At 60.5% G+C, this 25,748-nt stretch carries 19 protein-coding genes; 6 read left to right on the top strand and 13 right to left on the bottom strand.

The features are described from left to right. Window positions 1–473: 473 nt before the first annotated feature. Window positions 474–1,637, top strand: coding sequence for a type III PLP-dependent enzyme (locus ACM1ZW_RS13070; RefSeq protein ID WP_008024420.1), 1,164 nt, complete (start codon window positions 474–476; stop codon window positions 1,635–1,637). 91 nt (window positions 1,638–1,728) lie between these two features. On the opposite strand, the gene ACM1ZW_RS13065 is transcribed toward ACM1ZW_RS13070, so the two are convergent. Genes ACM1ZW_RS13065 through ACM1ZW_RS13050 form a run of 4 tightly spaced genes read right to left on the bottom strand, consistent with a single transcriptional unit; the run spans window position 1,729 to window position 3,777 of the window. Further along, a complete protein-coding gene (locus ACM1ZW_RS13065; RefSeq protein ID WP_080995108.1) occupies window positions 1,729–1,995 on the bottom strand; it encodes a type II toxin-antitoxin system RelE/ParE family toxin in 267 nt (88 codons plus the stop codon). Further along, entirely contained in the window at window positions 1,995–2,258 is a 264-nt protein-coding gene (locus ACM1ZW_RS13060) for a CopG family ribbon-helix-helix protein (RefSeq protein WP_416740669.1), read from the bottom strand. Before ACM1ZW_RS13060 ends, ACM1ZW_RS13065 begins: the two co-directional genes overlap by 1 nt. A 56-nt stretch (window positions 2,259–2,314) precedes the next feature. Continuing rightward, window positions 2,315–3,100: a tetratricopeptide repeat protein gene (locus ACM1ZW_RS13055; protein ID WP_416740668.1), complete on the bottom strand. Its 786-nt coding sequence runs from the start codon at window positions 3,098–3,100 to the stop codon at window positions 2,315–2,317. Then, window positions 3,097–3,777 carry a Fe2+-dependent dioxygenase gene (locus tag ACM1ZW_RS13050; protein ID WP_017336494.1) on the bottom strand — a complete coding sequence of 227 codons (681 nt, stop codon included), beginning with the start codon at window positions 3,775–3,777 and terminating at the stop codon, window positions 3,097–3,099. The genes ACM1ZW_RS13055 and ACM1ZW_RS13050 overlap by 4 nt, the downstream gene beginning before the upstream one ends. 206 nt (window positions 3,778–3,983) lie before the next feature. Between ACM1ZW_RS13050 and ACM1ZW_RS13045 the strand changes: the two genes are divergently transcribed. Continuing rightward, window positions 3,984–6,245: a TonB-dependent receptor gene (locus ACM1ZW_RS13045; RefSeq protein ID WP_017336493.1), complete on the top strand. Its 2,262-nt coding sequence runs from the start codon at window positions 3,984–3,986 to the stop codon at window positions 6,243–6,245. A gap of 131 nt (window positions 6,246–6,376) precedes the next feature. Next, on the top strand, window positions 6,377–8,902 hold the full coding sequence (locus ACM1ZW_RS13040; RefSeq protein WP_416740667.1) for a PepSY domain-containing protein: 2,526 nt from the start codon (window positions 6,377–6,379) through the stop codon (window positions 8,900–8,902). Between the two features lie 64 nt (window positions 8,903–8,966). Here the strand turns inward: ACM1ZW_RS13040 and ACM1ZW_RS13035 are convergent, their stop codons facing one another. Beyond that, window positions 8,967–9,383 carry a hypothetical protein gene (locus ACM1ZW_RS13035; protein WP_144425212.1) on the bottom strand — a complete coding sequence of 139 codons (417 nt, stop codon included), beginning with the start codon at window positions 9,381–9,383 and terminating at the stop codon, window positions 8,967–8,969. Between the two features lie 132 nt (window positions 9,384–9,515). Beyond that, entirely contained in the window at window positions 9,516–11,057 is a 1,542-nt protein-coding gene (locus ACM1ZW_RS13030) for an alkaline phosphatase D family protein (RefSeq protein ID WP_416740666.1), read from the bottom strand. A 407-nt stretch (window positions 11,058–11,464) separates the two neighbouring features. Between ACM1ZW_RS13030 and ACM1ZW_RS13025 the strand changes: the two genes are divergently transcribed. Then, window positions 11,465–11,764 carry a hypothetical protein gene (locus ACM1ZW_RS13025; protein ID WP_416740665.1) on the top strand — a complete coding sequence of 100 codons (300 nt, stop codon included), beginning with the start codon at window positions 11,465–11,467 and terminating at the stop codon, window positions 11,762–11,764. 179 nt (window positions 11,765–11,943) lie between these two features. On the opposite strand, the gene ACM1ZW_RS13020 is transcribed toward ACM1ZW_RS13025, so the two are convergent. From ACM1ZW_RS13020 to ptsP, 3 genes are read right to left on the bottom strand one after another with little or no spacing between them, the layout of a single operon-like run. Beyond that, the gene (locus tag ACM1ZW_RS13020) at window positions 11,944–13,683 is read right to left on the bottom strand and encodes a PTS fructose-like transporter subunit IIB (RefSeq protein ID WP_416740664.1); all 1,740 of its coding nucleotides are present in this window, start codon (window positions 13,681–13,683) and stop codon (window positions 11,944–11,946) included. 11 nt (window positions 13,684–13,694) lie between these two features. Beyond that, window positions 13,695–14,636 (bottom strand): 1-phosphofructokinase, encoded by a 942-nt coding sequence (pfkB, locus tag ACM1ZW_RS13015; protein ID WP_017336488.1) that lies wholly within the window; start codon window positions 14,634–14,636, stop codon window positions 13,695–13,697. Further along, entirely contained in the window at window positions 14,636–17,497 is a 2,862-nt protein-coding gene (ptsP, locus tag ACM1ZW_RS13010) for a phosphoenolpyruvate--protein phosphotransferase (RefSeq protein ID WP_414883456.1), read from the bottom strand. The genes pfkB and ptsP overlap by 1 nt, the downstream gene beginning before the upstream one ends. A gap of 282 nt (window positions 17,498–17,779) precedes the next feature. Between ptsP and cra the strand changes: the two genes are divergently transcribed. Further along, window positions 17,780–18,775 carry a catabolite repressor/activator gene (cra, locus tag ACM1ZW_RS13005; RefSeq protein WP_031318379.1) on the top strand — a complete coding sequence of 332 codons (996 nt, stop codon included), beginning with the start codon at window positions 17,780–17,782 and terminating at the stop codon, window positions 18,773–18,775. A gap of 3 nt (window positions 18,776–18,778) precedes the next feature. After that, entirely contained in the window at window positions 18,779–19,558 is a 780-nt protein-coding gene (locus ACM1ZW_RS13000) for a TatD family hydrolase (protein WP_414883457.1), read from the top strand. Here the strand turns inward: ACM1ZW_RS13000 and ACM1ZW_RS12995 are convergent. From ACM1ZW_RS12995 to ACM1ZW_RS12980, 4 genes are all read right to left on the bottom strand, one after another. Further along, entirely contained in the window at window positions 19,555–20,259 is a 705-nt protein-coding gene (locus ACM1ZW_RS12995; protein WP_414879635.1) for a methyl-accepting chemotaxis protein, read from the bottom strand. The two genes, ACM1ZW_RS13000 and ACM1ZW_RS12995, sit on opposite strands and share 4 nt — an antisense overlap. A gap of 1,542 nt (window positions 20,260–21,801) precedes the next feature. Further along, a complete protein-coding gene (ampE, locus tag ACM1ZW_RS12990) occupies window positions 21,802–22,638 on the bottom strand; it encodes a regulatory signaling modulator protein AmpE (protein WP_017336483.1) in 837 nt (278 codons plus the stop codon). After that, window positions 22,635–23,195: a 1,6-anhydro-N-acetylmuramyl-L-alanine amidase AmpD gene (gene ampD / locus ACM1ZW_RS12985; protein WP_017336482.1), complete on the bottom strand. Its 561-nt coding sequence runs from the start codon at window positions 23,193–23,195 to the stop codon at window positions 22,635–22,637. Before ampD ends, ampE begins: the two co-directional genes overlap by 4 nt. A gap of 64 nt (window positions 23,196–23,259) precedes the next feature. Further along, on the bottom strand, window positions 23,260–25,476 hold the full coding sequence (locus ACM1ZW_RS12980; RefSeq protein WP_416740663.1) for a DUF1631 domain-containing protein: 2,217 nt from the start codon (window positions 25,474–25,476) through the stop codon (window positions 23,260–23,262). Window positions 25,477–25,748: the final 272 nt, after the last annotated feature.

The following is a 25,748-nucleotide window of genomic DNA, read 5'->3' as shown; positions in this document are numbered from 1 at the left end:
CTTGCTCCCGTTCGGCTGCGAAGCAGCCGTAAATCAGGCAATGCGGTCCTTCTGAAGAACTGCATTGCCTGAATCCGGGACCGCTTCGCGGCCCAGCGGGAGCAAGCTCCCTCGCCACAAAGGCGATGTAAATCCCTCCAGAATTCCTCATTCGGGGAACATCACACTGTCATGCAGGTCGGTTACATCAGTAACTGTCCGGGACCGCACGACGGAAGTGTGCAAAAACGCGACATTTTTTGTTGATCTCAAGCCCCTCACGCCCTAAAGTTCGCGCCGAACGTCCATGCTGGAAACGATCCATCCGGCTCAAGTACTGACGACGAGACAGCAAGGCCAAGGGCAGCACCGCCTCCCGTGGCCTTTTTGCTTTCGGCGACATGCCTTGGGAAGTAGGCGAACCAAAGTGGGGATACGGAGGACGTTCATTTGCGCCCATTGATAATTTCAGTTTGCCAGTAGGAGTTCCCAGCATGTCGATCAACGTCGAAGACTATTTCGCGCGCGATACCTTCCAGAAAATGAAGGCCTTCGCCGACAAACAAGAAACCCCGTTCGTGGTGATCGACACCGCGATGATCAGCCAGGCCTATGACGACCTGCGCGCCGGTTTCGAATTCGCCAAGGTCTACTACGCGGTCAAGGCCAACCCGGCCGTCGAAATCATCGACCTGCTCAAAGAGAAAGGCTCGAACTTCGACATCGCTTCGATCTACGAGCTCGACAAAGTGATGAACCAGGGCGTCGGCCCGGATCGCATCAGCTATGGCAACACCATCAAGAAATCCAAGGACATTCGCTACTTCTACGAGAAGGGCGTGCGTCTGTATGCCACCGACTCCGAAGCCGACCTGCGCAACATCGCCAAGGCGGCACCGGGTTCGAAAGTCTACGTGCGCATCCTTACCGAAGGCTCGACCACCGCTGACTGGCCGTTGTCGCGCAAATTCGGCTGCCAGACCGACATGGCCATGGACCTGCTGATCCTCGCTCGCGACCTGGGCCTGGTGCCTTACGGCATCTCGTTCCACGTCGGTTCGCAACAGCGCGACATCAGCGTCTGGGACGCGGCGATCGCCAAGGTCAAAGTGATCTTCGAGCGTCTGAAAGAAGAAGACGGCATCCACCTCAAACTGATCAACATGGGCGGCGGCTTCCCGGCCAACTACATCACCCGCACCAACAGCCTGGAAACCTACGCCGAAGAAATCATCCGTTTCCTCAAGGAAGACTTCGGTGATGACCTGCCGGAAATCATCCTGGAGCCGGGCCGTTCGCTGATCGCCAACGCCGGCATCCTGGTCAGCGAAGTGGTACTGGTGGCGCGTAAATCCCGTACCGCCGTCGAGCGCTGGGTGTACACGGACGTGGGCAAGTTCTCCGGCCTGATCGAAACCATGGACGAAGCCATCAAGTTCCCGATCTGGACCGAGAAGAAAGGCGAAGTGGAAGAAGTGGTCATCGCCGGCCCGACCTGCGACAGCGCCGACATCATGTACGAGAACTACAAATACGGCCTGCCGCTGAACCTGGCGATCGGTGATCGTTTGTACTGGCTGTCGACCGGTGCGTACACCACCAGTTACAGCGCGGTTGAATTCAACGGCTTTCCGCCGCTGAAGTCGTTCTACGTGTAAAACGCTGCACGCAGAAATCAAAAAGCCCATGACGAGTCATGGGCTTTTTTGTAACAGACACTCAGGGCGGTCGGAGCGACTGTTAGCGGTCTTATCTCACATGCCAAAGACGAAGGATGTAGAGCGTTGAGCCTTGAATCTCATACCGCATTTCGTAATGACCGACCAAAAGTCGTCGCACATCTCGCGGTACAAACTCGTCAACCCGTTCTCCGATCCGCGGATTGCTGAGTAAAGCTGTAGGAGCCTGAGTGAGAGATTGCACGGTGCGGGCTGCAGCTGGACGATTGACCACTGCAAGAAAATCAAAAAGTCGGGCGAGGTCCGATAACGCCTTACTCGTCCACTTCAACTCCATCAGTACGGGACCGGCAGCGGCTTATCAGTATCCAAACTTTCTGCCCAGGCCTGGACAGACTGATGATCAATCACTCGTCCGGCGTCAACATCTGCCATTGCCTCTCGAGTAAGCCGGCTGCGCGCCTCTTCATGATCAACCCAGTCGGCAAGCGCTTGCTTCACGATCCAGCCCCGTGAACGCTCCATCTTTGCAGCCATATGATCGACTTTATCAGCCAGTTCCAAGGGGACATGGGCCGTCAGCACTTTGGTAGCAGCCATGATTTCGTCTCCAGGAAGCCATTGATGAGATTTGATTAGTTTCCAATCATAGTGATTTAAACCAGCTCAACACCCCCTGGCACGGACCGCTCATCGCTCATCTGAACGACGCGCTGATGATAGAGAGCCGCCATTTCACGAATGTGCGGATTCACAGCGCTCAACAACGTCTGACTCGCCACCCGCAGGAAATTCAAATTCCCCCCGGCCAATGCCTTGCGCAACCAGACCAGCGCCTCTTCGACGTTGCCCTCATCCGCCAGCACCGCGGCATAACTGAACTGCCCACGAAAATCCCCACCCGTCGCCGAACGCCGGTACCAATCGACAGCGCCGACCGGATCCGCCGGGCAAACCCGCCCGTCTTCAAGATAACGTCCCAGCAGGTTCATCGACTTCGCATGACCGAGTTCCGCCGCGCGACGGTAGAGTGCCAGCGCTTGCAGCTGATCCTCGATCACCCCTCGCCCTGTCGCCAGCAGATTGGCGTAGTTGTACATCGCCCAATCCAGCCCGGCTTCGGCGCCGACGCGATAATGCTGGGCGGCGACCGTGGCATCCGCCACGCAACCCCAGCCGTGTTCGTGGCAGCGACCGAGCATGTTGCGCGCCATCAGATGCCCGCGCTGCGCGGCGATCCCGAACCAGCGCACGGCCAATGGCTGGTCCTGTTCGATCCCCTGCCCGTCCAGCAGAATCTGGCCGAGCAAAGCCTGGGCATCGAGAACCCCTTCGCGGGCAGCGATCAGGATCGCCTGAGCAGCACGCGCCGGACTTTCATTGAGCATGGCTTTGAGTTGATCGCCGTCGAGCACTTCTTCGCGGCGCAATTGATAACTCATACGTCGACCCAGCGACGCAACAGGTTGTGGTACGTGCCCGTGAGTCGGATCAGCGATGGGTGATCCGGCATGTCCTGCGTCAGCTGCTGGATCGCCCCGTCCATTTCGAACAGCAGCGCGCGCTGGCTGTCTTCGCGGACCAGGCTTTGGGTCCAGAAGAATGAGGCATAGCGAGTGCCACGGGTGACGGCATTGACCTTGTGCAGGCTGGTGCCGGGATACAGGACCATGTCACCGGCAGGCAGCTTCACGCGCTGGGTGCCAAAGGTGTCCTGAATGTCCAGTTCACCGCCGTCGTAATCCTCCGGCTCGCTGAAGAACAGCGTGGCCGACAGGTCGGTGCGCACACGCTCGATGCTGCCTTTGGGCTGACGCACGGCGTTGTCGATATGAAAATCGAAACTGCCCCCGGCCGTGTAACAGTTCAGCAACGGAGGAAAAACCTTGTGCGGCAGTGCCGCGGACATGAACAGTGGATTCTTCCACAACCGCTCCAGCATCGCCGCGCCGACTTCCTTGGCCAGCGGATGACCTTCCGGCAGTTGCAGATTGTGTTTCGCCTTGGCCGACTGGTAGCCGGCAGTGATTTTGCCGTCGGCCCAATCCGCCTGTTCCAGAGCCTCGCGGATGCGCTGCACCTCTTCTTTAGCGAACACGCCGGGGATGTGCAGCAGCATGGGAATACACCTGAGGACAAAGAGGCGCCAATGGTATTGATTCTTATTGGCGCTGTAAAACCCCCGAGACGAATGAAACAGCAAAAACCGTAAAGGAAAATTGTAAAGAATGTAAATTCAGTGCGAATAGTAACGTTTCGCAATTGATACATAGACGCGTCTACCCTATATTCCGCGGCCTCAAATCCTTGGGGAGGGGAATTCACATGTCACGCCAACAACCACAATCACCGGTCAGTTCACCGCGTTTACTCGCTTCTGCAATTGGCGTGGCGATCACCGCCGGCTCCGCGGGCCACATGGTTTTCGCGGCTGAAAAAACCGACGAAAAAGCACCGGGCAATGTGATTTCCCTGGGCGCTACCGACATCACCGGCGAAGCTCAGGACGACACCTCCTACAAGACCGATACGTCGGCCAACAAGAAATACACCGCACCGCTGCGCGAGACGCCGAAAAGCGTCACCGTGATTCCGCAGCAAGTGATCCGCGACACCGGCGCCACCAGCCTGGTCGACGCTTTGCGCACCACACCGGGCATCACCTTCGGTGCTGGCGAAGGCGGCAACCCGGCGGGCGACCGTCCGATCATTCGTGGCTTCAACGCTGAAAGCGACACCTTCGTGGACGGCATGCGCGACCCGGCGTCCCAGAGCCGCGAAATCTTCAACGTTGAGTCGATCGAAGTCAGCAAAGGCCCGGGGTCGGCCTTCACCGGCGCCGGCTCCACCGGTGGCAGCCTGAACCTGGTGAGCAAGACCGCCAAACTGGGCAGCTTCTACAACGGCGGCTTCACCTGGGGCTCGGATCAGACCAAGCGCACCACACTCGACCTGAACCAGCAGATGACCGATACCTCGGCCTTGCGCCTGAACCTGATGAAACACGAAGCCAATGTCGCGGGCCGTGACACCGTCGACGTCAGCCGCTGGGGTGTGGCACCGACGTTCGCTTTCGGCCTGGGCACCGATACCCGCGTGACCCTCGGTTACTACCACGTCGAAACCGATGACATGCCGGACTACGGCATTCCGCTGACCCTGAACCCGGCCCGCAGCAAGTACAACGTCGACAAGCCGGTGCATGTCGATCGCGACAATTTCTACGGCATCACCAATCGCGACTATCGCGAAACCACCAATGACAGCGGCACCTTCAAGATCGAGCACGATCTGAATGAAGACCTGACCGTGTCCAACAGCTTCCGCATGTCCCGCTCGACCCTGGACTACATCGTCACCAACCCGGACGACAGCAAGGGCAACGTCGCCAGGGGCAGCGTGTACCGTGGCACCAAGAACCGTAACTCGACGTCCAGCGGCTGGATCAACCAGACCGACCTGAGCGCCAGGTTCGACACCGGCGCCATCGAACACAGCCTGGTCACCGGTGTCGAGTTTTCTTATCAGGACACCCACAACCGCCCGTATATCCTGACGTCGGCCGCCAGCGGCACGACGTGCAACCCAGCACTCTTGCGCTCCGGCGACTGCACCAGCCTGCAAAATCCGACGCCTGGGGATAACTGGAACGGACGGATCACCGACAGCACGGCGTTCACCGATACCGACACCAAGACTGCCGCCGCCTATGTGTTCGACACGCTGAAGTTCAACGAGCAGTGGTCCCTGAACCTGGGCCTGCGTTATGACAACTACAAGACCGAATCCAGCGGTTACAGCACCGGTGGTCGTGGATCGGTAGCGGGCAATTTCTCCCGGGAGAACACCAGCGACCTGGTGAACTACCAGATTGGTGTGGTCTATAACCCATTGCCGAACGGCAGCATTTACGCGGCCTACTCGACCTCCAGCAACCCGGCCGGCGAAACCAGCGGCAACGGCAGCCTGGAACTGGCCGCCAACAACAGCGACCTCGACCCGGAAAAGAACCGCAACTACGAGATCGGCACCAAGTGGGACTTCTTCGGTGATGACCTGTCGTTGACCGCAGCGCTGTTCCGCACCGAGAAAACCAACGCCCGCATCGACGATCCGGATGGCGCCACCACGCAAGTGCTGGACGGCGAACAGCAGGTCAACGGCCTGGAACTGACCTACACCGGCAAGCTGACCCGTCACTGGAAGGTCTACGGCGGCTACACCTACATGGAAAGCGAAGTGGTCAAAACCACCCTCGCCGCCGATGAAGGCAACCATATGCCGAGCACCCCGCGGAACAACTTCACCCTGTGGTCGACCTATGACGTGATACCGGAAAAGTTGACCATCGGTGCGGGTGCCACATTCGTTGATTCGCAGTTCGGCAACATCGCCAACTCGGTGGAGATTCCTTCCTACTGGCGCTACGACGCGATGGCCAGCTACCGCCTGACCAAAAACGTCGACCTGCAACTCAACGTACAGAACCTGACCGACAAGCGTTACTTCGACCAGGTGTTCCAGACGCACTATGCCCACGTGGCGGCGGGTCGTACCGCCCTGCTGAGCGCCAACTTCCACTTCTGATGGAAGCGTGAGGTCAAAGCCCCGTTCATCCACATGAACGGGGCTTTTGTGCGTAAAAAAGAATGCTTCTCGACAGCCCACGGCATAATGCGCGCCGTGATGACAATTTTCGAACGGACAAGGCGAGCAACGTGTTGAAGAAAACCCTGTTCCAGTTGCACTGGTTTTTCGGTATCAGTGCCGGGCTGGTCCTGGCCCTCATGGGCATCACCGGGGCGACAGTGTCGTTTGAGGATGAAATCCTGCGCGCACTGAACCCGTCGGTGTTGCAGGTCGAGAAACAGGTCGCCGGCGTGCTGCCGCCCGCTGAGCTGGTGGAAAAAATCGAAGGCGCCTCAGGCAAGAAAGTCGCGATGATCTGGGTCGACACCGACAGCGGCAACGCCGCACGGGTGTCCTTTACCCCGCCACCGGGCGAGCGTCGCGGCGAGATGCGCTACTTCGATCCCTATACCGCCGAGTTCATGGGCAACGCCATCGGCCAGGATTTCTTCGGCCTGATGCTGCAACTGCACCGCTTCCTCGCCATGGGCGATACCGGTCGACAAATCACCGGCGCCTGCACGCTGATCCTGGTGTTTTTCTGCCTGTCCGGCCTTTACCTGCGCTGGCCGCGCCAGTGGAAAAGCTGGCGCGCCTGGCTGACCCTCGACTGGAAGAAAAAGGGCCGCAGCTTCAACTGGGATTTGCACTCGGTGGCCGGCACCTGGTGCCTGGTGTTTTACCTCCTGGCGGCACTGACCGGGTTGTCCTGGTCCTACGAGTGGTACAACAAAGGCCTGACCCGATTGCTGTCCGACTCACCGCAGAACGAGCGGGTTCGCAATCGTGGTCCTGCGCCTGATGGCCCGGCACCGACCGCCGATTACGCCGCGATGTGGAGCAGCATCTACAGCGCTGCCGGTCCGACACTGAGCGCCTACAACATCCGCATGCCGCCCGTGGCCGGACAACCGGCGACCGTGTTTTACCTGTTGGACTCCTCGCCGCACGACCGCGCGCTGAACCAGATCACCCTCGATCCGGCCACCGGCCTCGTCAAACGCCACGACCGCTACAGCGACAAAAGCTTCAAGGCGCAGCTACTGACCAGCCTCTACGCGCTGCACGTCGGCAGTTACTTCGGGATTGTCGGCCGGATCGTCCTGACACTCAGCGCGCTGACCATGCCGCTGTTTTTCATCACCGGCTGGTTGCTGTACCTGGATCGTCGACGCAAGAAAAAGCAGATCAAGGACGCCCGCAAGGGCCTTGAACAACCAGACAGCGATGCCCCGGCGTGGCTGATCGGTTTCGCCAGCCAGAGCGGGTTTGCCGAGCAACTGGCGTGGCAGACCGCCGGGCAACTGCAAGCGGCAGGCTTGCCGGTGAAGGTTCAGCCGCTGGCCACTGTCAGCGAGCAGGACCTGCGTGATTCCAATAACGCGCTGTTCGTAGTCAGTACCTTCGGTGACGGCGAAGCGCCGGACAGCGCTCGCGGTTTCGAACGCAAGGTACTGGGCCGCGCGTTGAGCCTGGAGAGCCTGAATTACGCGGTGCTCGGACTCGGTGATCGCCAGTACCAACACTTCTGCGGTTTCGCTCGCCGCTTGCACACCTGGCTCGGCGAGCACGGCGGCAAGCACCTGTTCGCGCCCGTGGAAGTCGATTGCGGCGACCCTTACGCCTTGCGTCACTGGCAGCAACAACTCGGCCTGCTGACCGGACAGGCGCCCGTGGACACCTGGCAAGCACCGAGCTACGACAACTGGACGCTCACCCGCCGCGAATTGATGAACCCGGACAGCAACGGTTCGCCGGTGTACTTGCTGGGCCTCACCGCCCCGACCACCAGCAGCTGGCTGGCCGGTGACCTGGTGGAAGTGTTGCCCCGCAACTGCCCGTGGGTGATCGAGCATTTCCTCGATGGTCTTGGGATCGATGGGCGGGCGGCGGTGGTGCTTGATGGCTTGTCGCAATCGCTGGAACAAGCACTCGCCACTCGCCAATTACCTTCGAACCGCACCCACCTAGTCGGCCTGCACGCGCAAGCACTGGTGGACGCGCTGGTGCCGTTGGCCATGCGCGAATACTCCATCGCCTCGATTGCCGCCGACGGCGTGCTGGAACTGATCGTGCGCCAGGAGGTGCATTCCGACGGCAGCCTGGGCGTCGGTTCCGGATGGCTGACCGAACACGCGCCGGTGGGCAGCACCCTCAGTCTGCGGGTACGGCGCAACAGCGGTTTCCATCTGCCGGTCGAACCGGTGCCGATGATCCTGCTGGGCAACGGCACCGGCCTGGCCGGGCTGCGCAGTTTGCTCAAGGCGCGGATTGCCGATGGGCAGACTCGCCATTGGCTGCTGTTTGGCGAGCGCAATCGCGAGCATGACTACCTGTGCCGTGCCGAGCTGGAAGAGTGGTTGATTTCCGGGGACATCGAGCGTCTGGACCTGGCGTTTTCGCGGGATCAGGCTGAAAAGATCTACGTGCAGGATCGCTTGCGTGAATCGGCCAATCTGCTCAAGCAATGGCTGGCCGACGGCGCCGTGATTTACATCTGCGGCAGCTTGCAGGGCATGGCTTCAGGGGTGGATCACGTGCTCAACGAAGTGCTGGGGATTGAAGAGGTCGACCGCCTGATCGAGCAAGGTCGCTATCGCCGAGATGTTTACTGAGGGAAAGTGAACAACCTGACGTCACATGAAAATGTGCCGTCAGGGCAGGTTCTCAACGCGAAGCTCAAGGTGACGTCAATGGGTCGCTGCTTGTGGGCTGCTTTTTGATATTGAGCCGCTTATCAATACGCTCGACGTCCTGAGCAGCCGGGCATCGAACTTTAGAACAGTCGTGATCCCGGCACATCTTGTCGCAGTCGATGGCTTCTTGATCCATCTGGTAATCAAGGATACAGACGTCGCTCGTATTGCTTCGGTAAGCACCGTTACGATCTACATCCTTTGCGAAAATAAAGCAGTTCTTTTCGTTTCCGGGAAAACCGATATCACAAACCCAACCTGCGACTAATCCCCAATCCCCATTACATATACCTGCATTAGTTTCATTGGTTTTTTTGCAAGCAGAGAGCGCGAGCGCACAAAAGATCAGAGATACAACGGTCTTCCATGCTGACCCTGATTGTCCTTTTATATATTTCATCAGCTATTACTCGGTTGGTTTTGGTTTAGCCTAAATAAAACCCACCACAAAACACCTGTAAGAAATGACAGACAATTATATTGATTGGCAATAAGCGGTCACCGCACTCAAGTCAGTAATGCCTATTTGTTCTTACATTGGCTGCAATTTCTGCTCAAACACACTCACCCCATCCAGATCCCGCAATACCACACTCATCGCCCCCGTCGCTCCCTCGATATTCACCTCGCCAAAAAACTGAAACCCGGCAAACGGCGAGGTGTTCTGCGCCGGCGGTGCCTTCTCGAACACCACTTCAGGACCGAAGGTTTTATCCAGCGGGTTAGGCCCGAAACTCCCCGCATTCAAAGGCCCGGCGACAAACTCCCAGAACGGTTCGAAATCCTGAAACGCCGCCCGATCCGGGTGGTAATGATGTGCCGCGCAGTAATGCACATCCGCCGTGAGGAACACGAAATTGCGCACCTGTTGCGCCCGTAGAAACCCGAGCAATTCAGCGATTTCCAGCTCTCGCCCCTGGGCCGGTCCCGGATCGCCATTGGCCACCGCTTCCCAGCGCGCCACGCCGGGGCTGATTTCGCCATCGGGCACGCCGAGACCGATCGGCATGTCGGCGGCGATGACTTTCCACTGGGCGCTGGAGGCCTTCAATTCACGCTTGAGCCAGTCCAGTTGCTCACGTCCGAGAAAGGGTTTGGCGGCCCCCAGATTGTTGTCATTGGCTTCGCGATAGCTGCGCATATCGAGCACAAACACATCCAGCATCGGCCCATAACTGATTTGGCGATAGATCCGCCCGCCACCGTCGGCGCTCTGCAACCGCATCGGTGCATATTCCAGCCAGGCCTGGCGCGCGCGCCCCACCAGGCTGTGGATATCCTTGCTCTTGTAGCGCTCGTCCAGTTGCTTGCCCGGCGACCAGTTGTTCACCACTTCGTGGTCGTCCCACTGCCAGATCTGCGGCACTTCGGCGTTGAAGCGACGGACGTTTTCGTCCATCAGGTTGTAACGGTAATTGCCGCGATACTCATCGAGGGTTTCGGCGACTTTGCTCTTGGCCTCGCTGGTGATGTTGCGCCACACGCGGCCGCTTTCCGTGGTCAGCTGCGCGGGCACCGGACCGTCGGCGTAGATGGTGTCGCCGCTGTGGATAAAGAAGTCCGGCAGGCGCAGGCGCATGGCTTCGTAGATGCGCATGCCGCCGATCTCCGGGTTGATGCCGAACCCCTGGCCGACGGTGTCGCCGCTCCAGACGAAACGGATGTCGCGCCGGGTCTGCGGCACGCTGCGCAGGTGACCGAACCAGGGTTCGCTGGTGACACCGCTCTGGGCGTCTTCGAAGTGCACGCGATAGAAAATCGCCTGATCGGCAGGCAGACCGGTGAGCTCCACACGCGCGGTGAAATCGCTGCGGGCATCAGCCAGTGGCGAGACAAAACGCCGAGGGTTGGTGAACAGACTCCGCGTGTCCCATTCCACCACCATCCGCGCCGCACGATCGCTACGGCTCCAGACCATTGCCCGATCACCCAGCACGTCGCCGGACTGCACGCCATCGGTGAGTTGCGGCCGGTCCTTGACCGACGCAATCACCGCCGGTGCAAGGCTGGGCATCAACAGCCCGGCGCCGACCGCTTGCATGACACGACGGCGACCGAGGTTGAATTCGCTCATGGTGTTCTCCCTGAAAAAGGAAAACTAAAACACGCCTGCATGACCCACGGATGACACGGCTCCTACAAGGCCTGCATCGTTCTCCCACACGGGCGGAAATGATCATCGCGAGGCACACAACTTTTCAAGACGTTTCCTACAACGTATCTTGTTGCCGCGTTTCGGGATCGACTCCATAGTTCGGGCTCGCGGAAAACACCGCGAACGACCTTGGCCGGTCGGTGCAGGAACGCTACAGCGTAACAACACCTCCTCAGGTACTTCGTGCCTGAGGCGTTGTTTTATGGCAGCTGTGCGTGGGACACCTTCGGGTGTGCCGGTTCCTGTACCCGGTCGGCCAACCCGCGTATGGCTGCCACCCTCGTTTGGCCGCGAGTGGTGGTAGCTCCAATTACAGGAGTTACATCATGTTCCAAGTCATGCCGCGTTACCTCCCGATCGACACCTACGACGCCGAAACACCGGTGCTCTTCGTCAACACCCACAAAGAACTCAGCGAACTCACCGCCTGCGCCATGCATCGCTTCACCGTTGTTCGCGATCTGGCAGACACGTTCACCAGCCTGAATCTGAAAAACATTTCCGATTGTGATCTGACGCGGATCACCCGCGCCGTGCATCTGCTGATGCGAGAGGGCTGTACGGTGCTGGATGTGGTTCAGGCGCGGGCGTTGCAGCGGGAGAATGAGTACAAAACCCCGGCTTGATGGTGTTGCCACTGACGCCATCGCGGGCAAGCCCGCAGGTTAAGGCGTTTGCCACAAATCTTGTGTACGAAAGAGATCACTGTGGGAGCGGGTTTGCCCGCGATGACGGACTCGCATTCAACATCTATGTTGGCTGAAAGACCGCTTTCGCGAGCAAGCCTGGCTCCTGCAGGTTTGCGTCAGGCGCTGACGGGTTCTACCGCCAGCTCAGCAACTTCCGGCCGCTTGACCACCGCATACACCACCGCCGTCAGCAAACTCCCGGCCACAATCGCCAGCAAATACAGCAACGCATGGTTGATCGCATTCGGAATCGCCAACACAAACAATCCCCCGTGCGGCGCCATCAGTTTGCAGCCGAAATACATCGACAGTGCGCCCGTCAGCGCACCACCGGCAATGCTCGCCGGAATCACCCGCAGCGGGTCCTTGGCGGCAAACGGAATCGCCCCTTCGGAGATAAAACACAGCCCCAGCACCAGTGCCGCTTTCCCGGCCTCGCGCTCAGTCTGGGCGAACTTGCGTCGGGCAATGAACGTGGCGATGCCCAGGCCAATCGGCGGCACCATCCCGGCGGCCATCGTCGCCGCCATCGGTGCATAACTTTGCGACGCCAGCAGCCCCACCGAAAACGCATAGGCCGCCTTGTTGATCGGCCCACCGAGGTCGACGCACATCATGCTGCCCAGCAATACGCCGAGCAGAATAGCGTTGGTGGTGCCCATGCTGTCGAGGAAATGCGTGAGCCCCGCGAGCATCCCGGCCACCGGTTTGCCGACCACGTAGATCATCACCAACCCGGTGAACAGACTCGCCAGCAACGGGATGATCAGGATCGGTTTCAGCGCCTCAAGGCTTTGTGGCAAACGCGCATACCGATTGATCGCCTGCGCCGCGTAACCGGCGATGAAACCGGCAATGATCCCGCCGATGAAACCGGCGCCCAACGTGCTCGCCAGCAGACCACCGATCATCCCCGGCGCAAGCCCCGGGCGGTCGGCAATCGAGTAGGCGATGTAACCCGCCAGCAATGGCACCATCAGTTTGAACGCGGTCTCGCCGCCAATCTGCATCAGGGCGGCGGCGAGTGTGCCTTCCTCCTTGAAGGCGGTAATGCCGAAGACGAACGACAACGCGATCATCAGACCGCCCGCCACCACCATCGGCAGCATGAACGACACGCCGGTCAGCAGGTGTTTGTAGACGCCGGTCTTCTCCTTTTTGACCGGGCCGTTGGCGCCGGTCGCGGCGCTTTCCTGTTTGCCTTCGGCCAGCGCTTTGTTCAGCGTCGCTTCGGCTTGCTTCAAGGCGATGCCGGTGCCGCAACGGTAGATTTTCTTGCCGGAAAAACGCTCGGTCGCGACTTCGATATCGCAGGCCAGCAGCACCACGTCGGCGTCGGCAATTGCCGTCGCGCTCAACGGATTGCGTGCACCGACCGAGCCTTGTGTTTCGATCTGCAGGTCGTAGCCCAAACGTTTCGCCGCTTGCTGCAAGGCTTCAGCGGCCATGAAGGTATGAGCAACGCCGGTCGGGCACGCGGTGATCGCGACCAGGCGGGGTGCGTTTTTCGTGACAGCTACAGGTTCGGCGACCGCTGCAGGTGCGACGTAAACTTCAGCTTCTTCGGCACCACGACGCAGCACGGCTTCGACATCTTGCAGGGCGTGCGCCGGGGTACTCTGGAACACGCGTTTGCCGACGAATCGCGACATGTCCACCGGCGTGCTGGTCACCAGCAATACCCACTCGGCCGCCTCGATCGTTGCCGCCGACAATTGGCGTTCAGGGTGCGCGACATCGTTGACTTCGACACTGGTGCTCCAGCCCTGACGCTGCGCTGCCGCATCGAGCAAACGGGCGCACAGCACGCTGGTGACCATGCCGTTGGGGCAAGCCGTAACAATGGCTAACTTCATGACAAACCCTCTTATTGTTCTGTCAGGGGACGCACGCGCACACCCTGTTCAAGCCGCGCCAATTGAGCCGCATCACCGATGCCGAAACCGATCTGGGTCACCGCCATCGCGGCAATCGCCGTGGCGGTGCGCAGGGTCTGTTCCGGTGTGTCGGCGCTGAGCAGACCGTGGAGCATGCCGGCCAACAGCGAATCACCCGCCCCGACCGTGCTGGCGACGCTAACCTTGGGTGGCGTGGCATGCATCGCCGAACCGACACTGAACCAGTTCACGCCATCGGCGCCGTGGGAAATCACCACGTGCTCGATGCCTTGCGCATGCAAGCGGCTCGCTGCCTCGGCTTGAGCCGCGACCGACACCACTTCGCAGCCGAGCACTTCGGCCAGTTCTTCGGTGTTGGGTTTGATCAGCCACGGGCCGGCCTTGAGCGCCGCGCGCAACGCTTCGCCACTGGTGTCCAGGGCGACGTTCAAACCAAGATTCTTCAAGCGCACAATCAGCGCCTGCAACCACTCGGGACTGATGCCCTGAGGCAGGCTGCCGGCAACGACGACGGCATCATGACCCGGCGCAATCTGATCGAGGCGATCCAGCAACGCCTGCTGCGCCGCTGCACTCACCAAGGGGCCGGGGCCGTTGATGTCGGTGATGCGCCCGTCGTGTTCCGCCAGTTTGATATTGCTGCGGGTTTCGCCGGGGACGCGGATAAACGCGTCGACAAAACCGCGTTTGGCAAACAGGGTTTCGAACGCCTGAAGATTGTCTTCGCCGAGAAAACCGCAGACGGTGAGCGAATGCCCAAGGTCCACCAGCACCTGCGCCACGTTCACGCCTTTACCGGCGGCGTGGGTGTGCATCTCGTCGCTGCGATTGACCTGGCCGGGTTCAAGGCACGGCAACTGCACCGTCAGGTCCAGTGCCGGGTTGAGGGTCAGGGTCAGGATTTTGGCCATTACAGGGCCTCCACTAATGCGCGCACTTCATTGGCGCTGCCGACGGCCAGGGCCTGTCGGGCAAGGGTTTGAGTCTGGGTCAGACTGAGTTCGCGAATGCGCGCCTTGACCTCGGCAATGCTGCGGCCCGACACGCTCAACTCGTCCACGCCGAGACCGACCAGCACCGGCACCGCCAGCGGATCGGCCGCCAGCTCGCCGCACACGCCGACCCATTTGCCATGGGCATGGGCCGCGCGCACGGTGATGTCGATCAGTTGCAGCACCGCCGGGTGCAAGCCGTCAGCCTGGGCCGACAAGGTCGGATGACCACGGTCGATGGCCAGGGTGTATTGCGTGAGGTCGTTGGTGCCGACGCTGAAGAAGTCGACTTCCTTGGCCAGCACCGGCGCCAGCAGTGCAGCCGATGGCACCTCGATCATGATCCCCAGTTGCAGGTCCGCCACCGGGATTTCCAGACGTAGCCGTTCGGTCATGTCCCGCGCCTGCCGCCACTCGTCAACGCTGCCGACCATCGGGAACATGATGCGCAGCGGGCGGTTGTCAGCAGCCCGCAGCAGGGCGCGCAATTGCGCTTCCATGATGTGCGGACGCTGCAAGGTCAGGCGAATGCCGCGCACGCCGAGGAAGGGGTTCTCTTCCTTGGCGATCGGCCAATACGGCAGCGGTTTGTCGCCGCCGACGTCGAGGGTGCGCACCACCAGGGGGCGACCAGCGAGGCCATCGAGCACGCGACGGTATTCGACTTCCTGGGTCGCTTCGTCCGGCGCTTGCGAGTGGGCCATGAAAATCAGTTCGGTACGCAGCAGGCCAATGCCTTCAGCACCCTGCTCCACAGCGCTGGTGACGCCGGCGCTTTCACCGATGTTGGCGAACACTTCCACCGCGTGACCATCGGTAGTCAGTGCCGGTTGATGACGCTGTTCGGCCGCCGCTTTCAAGCGTTGCTCGCGGGTGTCACGCTCTTCGGTGGCACGCTGCAAGGTCGCCGCATCGGCATCGACATGCAAACGACCGCGCTGGCCGTCGAGCAGCAACGGCGTGCCCGGTGCCAGCAGCAACACCGCCGCCCCTGCGCCGACCAACGCCGGAATACCGAGCGCACGGGCGACGATGGCGCTGTGCGCAGTGGCGCCGCCCCGGGCGGTAAGAATGCCGGCGACGCGGGTAGGATCGAGACGCGCCACGTCGGAAGGACCGACTTCATCCATCACCAGAATGTACGGCTGATCAGGTTCACTCGGGGTTTCGACGCCGCTCAGTTGCGCCAGCACGCGTCGGCCGATATCGCGCAAATCTGCCGCGCGCTCGGCGAGCAAGGCATCCTGCAGCGCTTCCTGTTGTGTCGCCGCCGCTTCGATCACGGCCATCCACGCCGCTTCAGCGCTTTCGCCCTGCTTGAGACGAGTCTCGACTTCATCGGTCAATTCCGGGTCGTCGAGCATTTCCTGGTGGGTGATGAAGATTTCGCGAATGGCTTTGGATTTGCTGCGCTCGATCAACCCTTCGATGTCGCGACGCACATCTGCCAGCGCTTGCTTGAGGCGCTCGCGTTCAAGGGCGGCAGACTCACCGCGCAACGGGTATTCGATGGTTTGCAGCACTTGAATGTGTGCCGGGCCGATGGCAATGCCCGGTGCTGCCGGTATGGCTTGAACCACGCTGCCGGACGCCGGGGCGAGCAACACTTCGGCCACATCCGCGACGACTTCGCGCTGTTGGCTCACCACCGGCAATGGCTCGACTTCTTCACCGAGGCCTTCTTCGATCGCGGCCAGCAAGGCTGGCAAGGCGTCGGCGGCAATGCTTGGCTCGGCGACAAATTCGAGTACCTGGCCGCGACGGGCGCCGAGGCTGAGCAACTTGCTCAAGCTCTTCACCGACACGGCGCTGTCCTGTCCCTCGACGAGCCGGACGCGAATCTCGCCTTCAAAACTCTTCGCCAGTTGCGCAAGGATTTTCGCCGGGCGTGCGTGCAAGCCGTGGGCGTTGGCCAGTGCAATGCGCGCGCTCGGCCAGTCCGCCGGCAACTCACCGCCGAGCACTTCGAGGACTTTACGACTACTGGTGGCGCGGCCCAGTTCATGGCCACGGCCTTCGATCAGCAGCGCGCAAAGGCGTTCGAGCAAGGCCTGATGCGCCTCGCCGAGGCTGGCCAGGCAGAACAGACCACTCAGTGGCTGACCGAGATAACGCATCGGTTTGTCCGGGGTGACGAAGGCCAGGCCCGGACGCTTGACCGTCTGTTCGCTGTGCAACCACCACAGGCCATCGCCGAGTGGCAGCGCTTCGACCTGTTGCAACACGGCGGAGAAACCATTGCTCACACAATCTGCCTGACGCAGCAAACGGGCACCGCGCCAGACCAGTTCTTCGAAGTCATCGGCCGACACACCCAGGCCGATCATCTGTGCATCCAGCGCCAGCTCCTGCGGCGCGCCTTGCAGCAGTTTCAGCAAGGCTTCGGCAGAGCTGGCGCGACGCAGGGCCTGGCCCAGATCGGTCTCGCCAAGGGCGCGGGTCAGCAGTTGCAGGAGCCGCAAGTGTTCATCGGATTTGGCGGCGATGCCGATCGCCAGGTAAACGATCTGGCCGTCGCCCCAATCCACGCCGTCGGGAAACTGCATCAGCCGCACACCGGTGGAAAACACCTGGTCGCGGGTTTCCGGCGTACCGTGGGGGATGGCAATACCTTGGCCGAGAAAGGTCGAGCCCTGGGCTTCGCGTGCTTGCAAACCGGCGAGATAACCTTCGGCCACAAGACCATCGGTGACCAGATGCCGAGCCAGTAACTGCAACGCTGCGGACTTGTCCACGGCCGACTGGCCCATGGAAATCTGCTCTATGGTGAGCTCGAGCATGCTTTCTCCTTTTTGGCACCTTGAGGTGCCAGGTATTGTTTTGAATGAGTCAGCTTAGGCGCTTAATCATCACTTTTGGCGGTTTCACGGCAGAACCGGCCAAATGCACCTGAAACGTAGAAAATACGCTTGCTGAAACGTTTAATCTAGAATGATTGGCACGTTACTCGATTATGTCCCATCCTTGAAGCCCAACTTGTCGGATTGGCTGCGACAATAGTTGCCTGCCCGAATCGGGTAGGATTGGCGAAAATGTCGGCCGACAAACAAGGAAAACCCGAGTTGAAACTCAGTGATATCGCCCAGCTGGCTGGTGTGTCCGTGACCACCGCCAGTTATGTCATCAATGGCAAGGCCGAACAGCAACGCATCAGCAGCGCCACCGTCGAGCGCGTGCGCGCGGTCGTCGAGCAACATGGCTTCACGCCCAACCCCCAGGCGGCCGGGCTGCGCAGTCGGCACACCCGCACGTTGGGCTTCATTTTGCCGGACCTGGAAAACCCCAGCTACGCACGCATCGCCAAACTGCTGGAACAAGGTGCCCGGGCCCGTGGTTATCAGTTGCTGATCGCCAGCTCCGACGACGCGCCGGACAGCGAACGGCAATTGCTGCAACTGTTCCGCGCCCGTCGTTGCGACGCGTTGATCGTCGCCAGTTGCCTGCCGACCGGTGACGACAGTTACCGTCAGTTGCAAGCCAAGGGTGTCCCGATCATCGCCATTGACCGGGTCATGGAGCCTGAGCATTTCTGCTCGGTGATCAGCGATGATCGCGAAGCCAGCCTGCAACTGACGCGAAGCCTGCTCGACCCGTTGCCCAAGCAGATCGCCCTGATCGGCGCACGCCCCGAACTGAGCATCAGCCAGGAGCGGGCGGCCGGGTTCAAGGAAGCGCTGGCCGGGTTCAAAGGCGAGATCCTGATCGAACACGGCGAATCCTTCAGCCGCGAGTGCGGCAAACAGTTGATGGAAGACATGATCCAGCGCCTGGGCCATCTGCCGGACGCGTTGGTGACCACGTCCTACGTGTTGCTTCAGGGCGTGTTCGACGCACTGCACGACTTCCCGTTGAAAACCCGTCCGCTGCGCCTCGGCACGTTCGGTGACACGCAGTTGCTGGACTTCCTGCCGCTGCCGGTCAACGCCATGGCCCAGCAGCACCAGTTGATCGCCGACAAAGCGCTGCAACTGGCCCTCGCCGCCATCGAGCAATCCGATTACCAGCCCGGCGTGCAAGCCATCGCGCGGACCTTCAAGCAGCGTATTCGCCAGGACTGAACCGTGGAGCTGATCGACACCCACACGCATCTGGATTTTCCGGATTTCGACGAGGATCGTCAGGCGCTGCTCGCCGAGAGCCGCGCCCTCGGTGTGCGACGGATCGTGGTGCTGGGGGTTTATCAGGCCAATTGGCAGCGCGTCTGGGATTTGGTGCTGAGCGATCCCGATCTGCATGCGGCGTTCGGTTTGCACCCCGTGTATCTGGAGGATCATCGCCCCGACGATTTGCACGAGCTGGGCGACTGGCTGACGCGTTTAGCCGGTCACCGCCAATTGTGTGCGGTGGGCGAAATCGGCCTGGATTACTTCATCGAAACCCTCGATCGCCAGCGCCAGCAGGCGCTGTTCGACGCGCAATTGCAACTGGCGGCGGACTTCAATCTGCCGGCGCTGATTCATGTGCGACGCAGCCATGCGGCGGTGATTGCCACGCTCAAACGGTTCAAGTTGAAACGCGCGGGCATCATTCACGCCTTCGCCGGCAGCAAGGAAGAGGCCCGCGAGTACATCAAGCTCGGTTTCAAACTGGGTCTTGGCGGCGCGGCGACCTGGCCGCAGGCCTTGCGCATGCACCGCGTCCTCGCCGAGTTGCCGCTGGAGTCGGTGGTGCTGGAAACCGACTCACCGGACATGGCGCCCGCCATGTTTCCCGGTCAACGCAACAGCCCGGCGCATTTGCCGGCGATCTGTGCGGCGCTGGCTGAAATCATGGCGATCAGTCCGGAACAACTGGCCACCGCGAGCACGAACAATGCCTGTGAGTTGTTTAACTTTCTCTAGACCCGGAACGCGCTGATCAGCTGTTTAAGCTCCACCACCTGAGCCGACAACGCCCGACTGGCGTTCTCGGTCTGGTGCGCGCCTTCGGCGGTGCGCTCGCCGGCTCGGTTGATCTCGACGATGTTCTGGTCGATGTCGTGCGCCACGGCGGTCTGTTGTTCCACGGCAGCGGCGATCTGCTGGTTCTGATCGACGATCATTCCCACCGCCCCAAGGATATTTTCCAGCGCCTGCTGGACCTTTTCCGACTGCCCCACCGTGCCATTGGCCATTTGATGGCTGGTGCCCATGGCTTTCACCGCCGCGCCGACACCGCTGTGCAGCTTGGCAATCATTTGCTCGATTTCTTCAGTGGATTGTTGGGTGCGTTTGGCCAGGGTCCGGACCTCGTCCGCCACCACCGCGAAGCCACGCCCCTGCTCGCCCGCCCTCGCCGCCTCGATGGCAGCGTTGAGCGCCAGCAGGTTAGTCTGCTCGGCGATGCTCTTGATCACCTCCAGCACCCGACTGATGGACTGGCTGTCGCTGGCCAGTTGATTGATCACCAGCACCGATTGATCGATCTCGCTGGCCAGTGCGGCAATGCTGCCCTGTTGCGATTCCACCAGACCGCGACCGCTGACCGTCTCGTCGTTGACACTGTGGGCACTGCTGACCGCCGCCGCCGCACTACGAGCCACCTCCAGTGACGTGGCCGACATCTGATTCATGGCCGTGGCGACCTGTTCGATCTGTGTGCGCTGCCCCGCAACGGCCTGGTTACTCTGGGCCGACACATTCTCGACCTGACCGGCCTGACGCTCGACTTCACCGACGGTGTGGCCCACACGCTCGATCAGGTCATGGATTTTCTTCACGGTGCCGTTGAACACCTCGCCCAACTCGCCCAGCTCATCACGGCTGTTGGCGTTGAAGGTCACGGTCATGTCACCGGCTGCCACCTTGTCCATCATCGCGCCAAGACGCTTGAGGGTGGTGCGGGTCGAGGCGTAGAAACCGCCATAGAGGTAGAAGATCAACACAAATACCACCGACAACGCGACGGCCTGCAAGACCATGTGCGTGCGGTTCTGAGTCAGCCGCTGTTGCAACTGGGTGTCGAGGAATTTCAGGGTGGCTTCGTTGAGTTGATAAGTCTGGTCCATCAGGCCGGTGACCTGATCATAAAAGGCCTGCCACGGCGCATCCAGGGTGTCGGCCATTACCACTTGTTCTTCGAACAGTTCACTGGCTTTTTTCAGCGTTGCCTTACTGCTCTCGGCCTGGGCGGCCAGAGTTTCACTCGCCGCTTTGCTTGAGCCCAGCGCGTCCTGCAATTTCAGGCCGTATTCGGCCTGGAGTTTTTCGATCTGCGCCAGCAACTCATCGAAACGGGTGCTCGAAGACGAGTTGAGGAACCCTTGCCCCAGCGAGTAGGAGCCCATCGCACGGCCATCGCCCAAGGTCTGGGTCACGGGCGGCGTGACGTTGGTAATGAGTTCGGTAAGCTGACGCATGTCGCTCTGGCTGTCGCGGCTCAACCCTGCCTGGCTGGCAATGATCTGGCTGAAAATCTGCGCATTGCCAAGCAATTTGCCGATCAACGCACTTTTGCTTTGCAGGGAGTTTTCTGCTTGCTGGGCCTTGAACGCGGCGAGCATTTCATCGCGTTTGCCATCGAAAACCGTGATTTGTTCCGGATCGGTGGTCATCGCCGCAAGTCCTTCCAGGCGGGCCAGAACGCTTTGCTCCAACGCACTGATCTTGGGTTCGACACCGGCTGCCTTGCCGGACTGGCCCAGGATGACGTTGATCTGCACCAGGTTGTTCAGGGTTTCCAGATCCCGTCGCAAGGTCAGGCTGCTGCCCAGCAGGTCGAGGCTCTGCAGTTCGACCCGGGTGCCTTGGAATTCACGATAGGAATCGCGCACCAGGTAAAAGTTGGTCACCAGCATCGGCACCAGGAACAGCACGCTGATCAGGCTGAACTTCATGCCGAAGCTCAGGCGATTCATTAGCGCGACGGCGGGATAGAGCAAGCTCTTCACTGGAAGTCTCCCTTTGCATTCTTATTTTTATTGGCAGGCACAGACAGGCAGCAGATAGCCACTATTCAGTGCTATCTCTGTATAGCTTAAATCGGCTGGGGGGTTTGTAACTTAAGGTTAACGGGAGGGAACCAGGTCTGTCTGAAGGAATGCCGGGGGGCGCTTCGCACCCCAGCGGGAGCAAGCGCCCTCGCCACAGAGGAATGGATGTCGGAATTACGGAAGGACCGTCCACAGGGCAAAACCGGCGTACCAGAGCACCGCCGCTCGCAGCAGCAACTCCCAGATCCGGTCGAGACTGTTGATGCCGTCCGGGCCGACCACCGGCGCGGGAATTTCACCGGCCACCAGCCCGACCTTCTCGATCAACCGGGCGGCGCTGATGTTCCAGTTCAGCAGTTCGTGCAGCATCACCCGGCTGACCGCGACAAAGTTACCGACCAACGCGAAGCTGGCCGCCAGCAGACGCACCGGCACCCAATCGAACGCGTGGCGCAATTGTGCGGCGCGCTCGACGACTGCGAGGTTCTGCCCGTGTTCTTCGGCAAGTGCCAGCAGTCGGTAGCTCAACGCCGCCACCGGGCCCAACAGGAAATACCAGAAAATCACCGCAAAAAAGCTCTGGTAGGCCTCCCAGAGCAAATGACCTTCCACCCGTTCCAGCAGTTGCTCGCCGCTGTCGGCGCAGATATCCAGGTCGCGCTTTGCCACGTGAGCGGCGGCCTGCAGGTCTTCCCGGCGCCAGGCATCGCGAAACGGCCCGAGACCGGCCAGCAGATCGCCGCGACCCAGGCTGTAAATGACCACCAGCAAATGCACCGGCAACGCCAACAGACCGTAAGCCACCGGCTCCAGAACCACCAGTAACAGGCCCAGCAACGCCACTGGCAGCAACACCAGTATCACCAATATCAACCATGGACGGTTGGCCAGACGCGGGCTGGCTTCAAGCTTGTGCAGCTCGCGTACCCAGCCGCCGTCACGTTGAATCCGATGGCGCAGGGCCGAGAATTTTTCGATCCATACCGCCAACAGCAACACCAGAAAACTCATTCTTGTTCCTCTTTAGCCAGGGCCGCGCGGTAACGCGCCCAATCGAACGCCGGCCCCGGATCGGTCTTGCGCCCCGGCGCGATGTCGCTATGTCCGCAGATGCGCTGCGTGGTGATGGCCGTGAAAGTGCTTTGCAGCTGCAAGGTCAGGGCCGTCAACGACGCATATTGAGCGTCGGTGAACGGCAGATCATCCGTGCCTTCGAGCTCGATGCCCACGGAAAAATCGTTACAGGTGTCCCGGCCATCGAAACATGACACGCCGGCATGCCAGGCGCGCTCGAGACACGAGACAAACTGAGTGACAGTACCGTTACGCTCAATCAGAAAGTGCGCGGACACCCGCAGGTCAGCGATCCCTTCAAAATAGGGATGCTCTGTGACATCCAGCCGGTTCTGGAAAAACTCCTGCACCTTGCCGGTGGCGAACTGCGCCGGCGGCAGACTGATGTTGTGGATCACCAGCAGGGAAATTTCGCCCGTGGGGCGCGCATTGAAGTTGGGTGAAGGGCAGACATTCACGCCCTGACACCAACCGCTCGCGGGGTCCAACTGCATACAGGTTCCTTCAACGTCGACTGTGTTGGCGCCCAGTATGCCGCGATAGCCCCCTGGCGCGCGATCACTTGCCGCGATTGAGACGCCGCAGGTTGCCGATGACCGACTCCAGCGCCCGGTCGAAGAGCAAGGTGTCGTCCAGGATTCGCACCGCACCCCGGCGAAAATCCAGGGCCAGGCCGGTACGGCTGCGTTCCAGTACTTTCATCCCGGTGCGGTCGACGAAAATGTAGTTGCCCGTGGCCTCGATGATCGCAGCCAGCTTGCAGCGCAGGTTGTGATCTTCCTCCTCCTGAAACTCGACCCAGCAGCCCACGCGCAGTTGATCGACCTGAATCAGCCCCGCATCATCCGTCGACAAACGTGCGGAGGTCGACGCCACCGCCCCTTCGTCAGCGGTGCGCAGTACGATTTCTTCCTGCACTTGCACCATCACCGGCGCATCGGCTTCCCGGGTGGATGCCGGAGTCTGATCCGGGCGCTCGAACAGCTGAACGTGCAGGCTTTCCAGCTCACTGAAAAACTCGCCGGTGGCGAACGGATCGAACGCCGAACTGTTCAACCCGTCACGCAGGGACTTGAGCAACCCCGGCACCAGCGCCAACAGGCGCAGGCTGGCGTCAGGTTCGTCATGCCGCTGCACGCTCCAGACCAGCTGTTCCATGGTTTGCACATCGGCTTGCCATTCGGCCGACTGATCGCCGTGCTTGAGGCAGGTCAGCAACAGCACCTGGCTCCAGGCCTCCTGGACAAACGCCACCACCCGCTGCGGCAGAATCTTGCCCATCAGCACCTGGTTCAGCGCCCGTTCGACACGCTGACGGGCCATTTCGGTTTTGGCGCGACCTTCTTCAGCGTCGCGGGTGCGTTGTTCCAGCAGCTCGCTGCGACGACGTTCATCGCTGGTGAACGCGAGAAAATCCGCCAACAGTTCGGAAAAAATAGCTGGATCGTCGACAAAATCGTTCAACAAGCGCTGAACCACTTGCTCGATACGCAAGTACAGACTGTCGCGCTGATAGTCATCGCATTCCCCCCAACCCATGGCGGCAGCGGCGATTTCGTTGAGCAGACGGCGTGCCGGATGACTACTGCGACTGAAGAAACTTTTGTCGAGCACCGCCACTTTGAGCATCGGGATCTGCAAGCGGCTGATCAGCGCCTTGAGAGAATCCGGCAGGTTGCGATCATCGAGGATGCATTCGAACAGCATGGCGATCAGGTTGATCACGTCTTCATCAGCCACACCAACAACGCGCGACTTGCCGCTTTTGACGCTGACCCGGGTCAGCAGCTGTTCAAGCTGGTTGCGCAGGTCGAAATCGTCCTGGGCAGCAGGCGCCGGCACGTATTGCTGCAAATGCGAGAGCAGGCGCAGCAGGTCGCGGGTAGAAATCGGCTGCGCCGTGGCGCTGACTTCCAGTGTCGGCGCGACACTGCCGCGCACGTGAAACAGCAGTTCCTGCAGTGCCGCGAAAACCTCCTGCACGCCATCGTCGATCTGCATGCTACCGGCGTGGATACCGGCTTCAGCGGGCTCGGCGTGGACACTGGCCTCCGCCCGATCGGTCGCACGCCGCGCCGGCGCGGGCTTGAGGTCGGGCAATATGCCGGTGGCGATCAGCAGTTGATTGGCTTCGGTGTAGAGCTGGTCGGTGTCGCTGAGCACATAGCGCTCGAAGAGTTTCAGGATGATCAGCTTGACCTTGATCTCCACCCCCAGATTACGCCCGGCCTCCATGAAATATTCACACAGCATCGCCGGGCCCAACGGGTTGTGCTGAGCCACCAGCTTCTTGCCCAGCAACATGCTGAGCCGAGCGGTCAGTTGATCGAGACCGAAACCGTCACGGCTCAGCACCTTGTTTACCATGGCCTCCACCGCCACGCTGCGTTCCAGGTCATCGCCGGACTGCGCAGCCAGCGTGTCGAAGACCAGTGCCCTGGGCAAGGCTGGCTTGGCAGTGTCGTTCCGGGTGAGCCCGACAAAGGCCTCAAGGAATTGCTCCAGAAAAACCCGCTCGATACTTTTGCGCTTGAGGCGCAAGTCGCGCATGGCTTCGAAATAGAGGTTCTGCTCGACGTCGTCGCGGGCACGGTCAGCCATTTCGAACAGCGTGTCGTCGGCGTTATCGAACAGCTCCTGCAAACCATGCCTGAGCTGTAGCGCGGCCTTGTCGCGAACCTGAAGCAGAATCACAGGCACACGGGCGAGCGGCGAAGGTGTCGCCTGATCGGTAGCCGCCTTGTGCAAAGGCACTACATTCCCGTCGTTGTGCATCCTGGCCTCCTGAAACGGTGATGCGTCGGTAGATCGGTGCGCCGGACTCACACCGGCGCTCAACGGTGGACACTGCCCATCCGCTGTCATTCAATAATTCGGGACATAAAGTACGTCAAAGCTATGACGTCAAATGAAAGGCGCATTATCTTGCAAAAGATGCCCCGTGTGCCAGCGGACTCTGGGCCTCTTATTGAAATAGACGTTCCGGATAGACCGCCGCTTAGCGCCAACGGCTCGGGCAAATCGACCAAATACAGGTTTCAGAGCGA

Source organism: Pseudomonas sp. NFX71, assembly GCF_048079215.1.
Classification (GTDB): Bacteria; Pseudomonadota; Gammaproteobacteria; order Pseudomonadales; family Pseudomonadaceae; genus Aquipseudomonas; species Aquipseudomonas fluorescens_B.
This window is presented reverse-complemented; position numbering and strand designations above follow the sequence as displayed.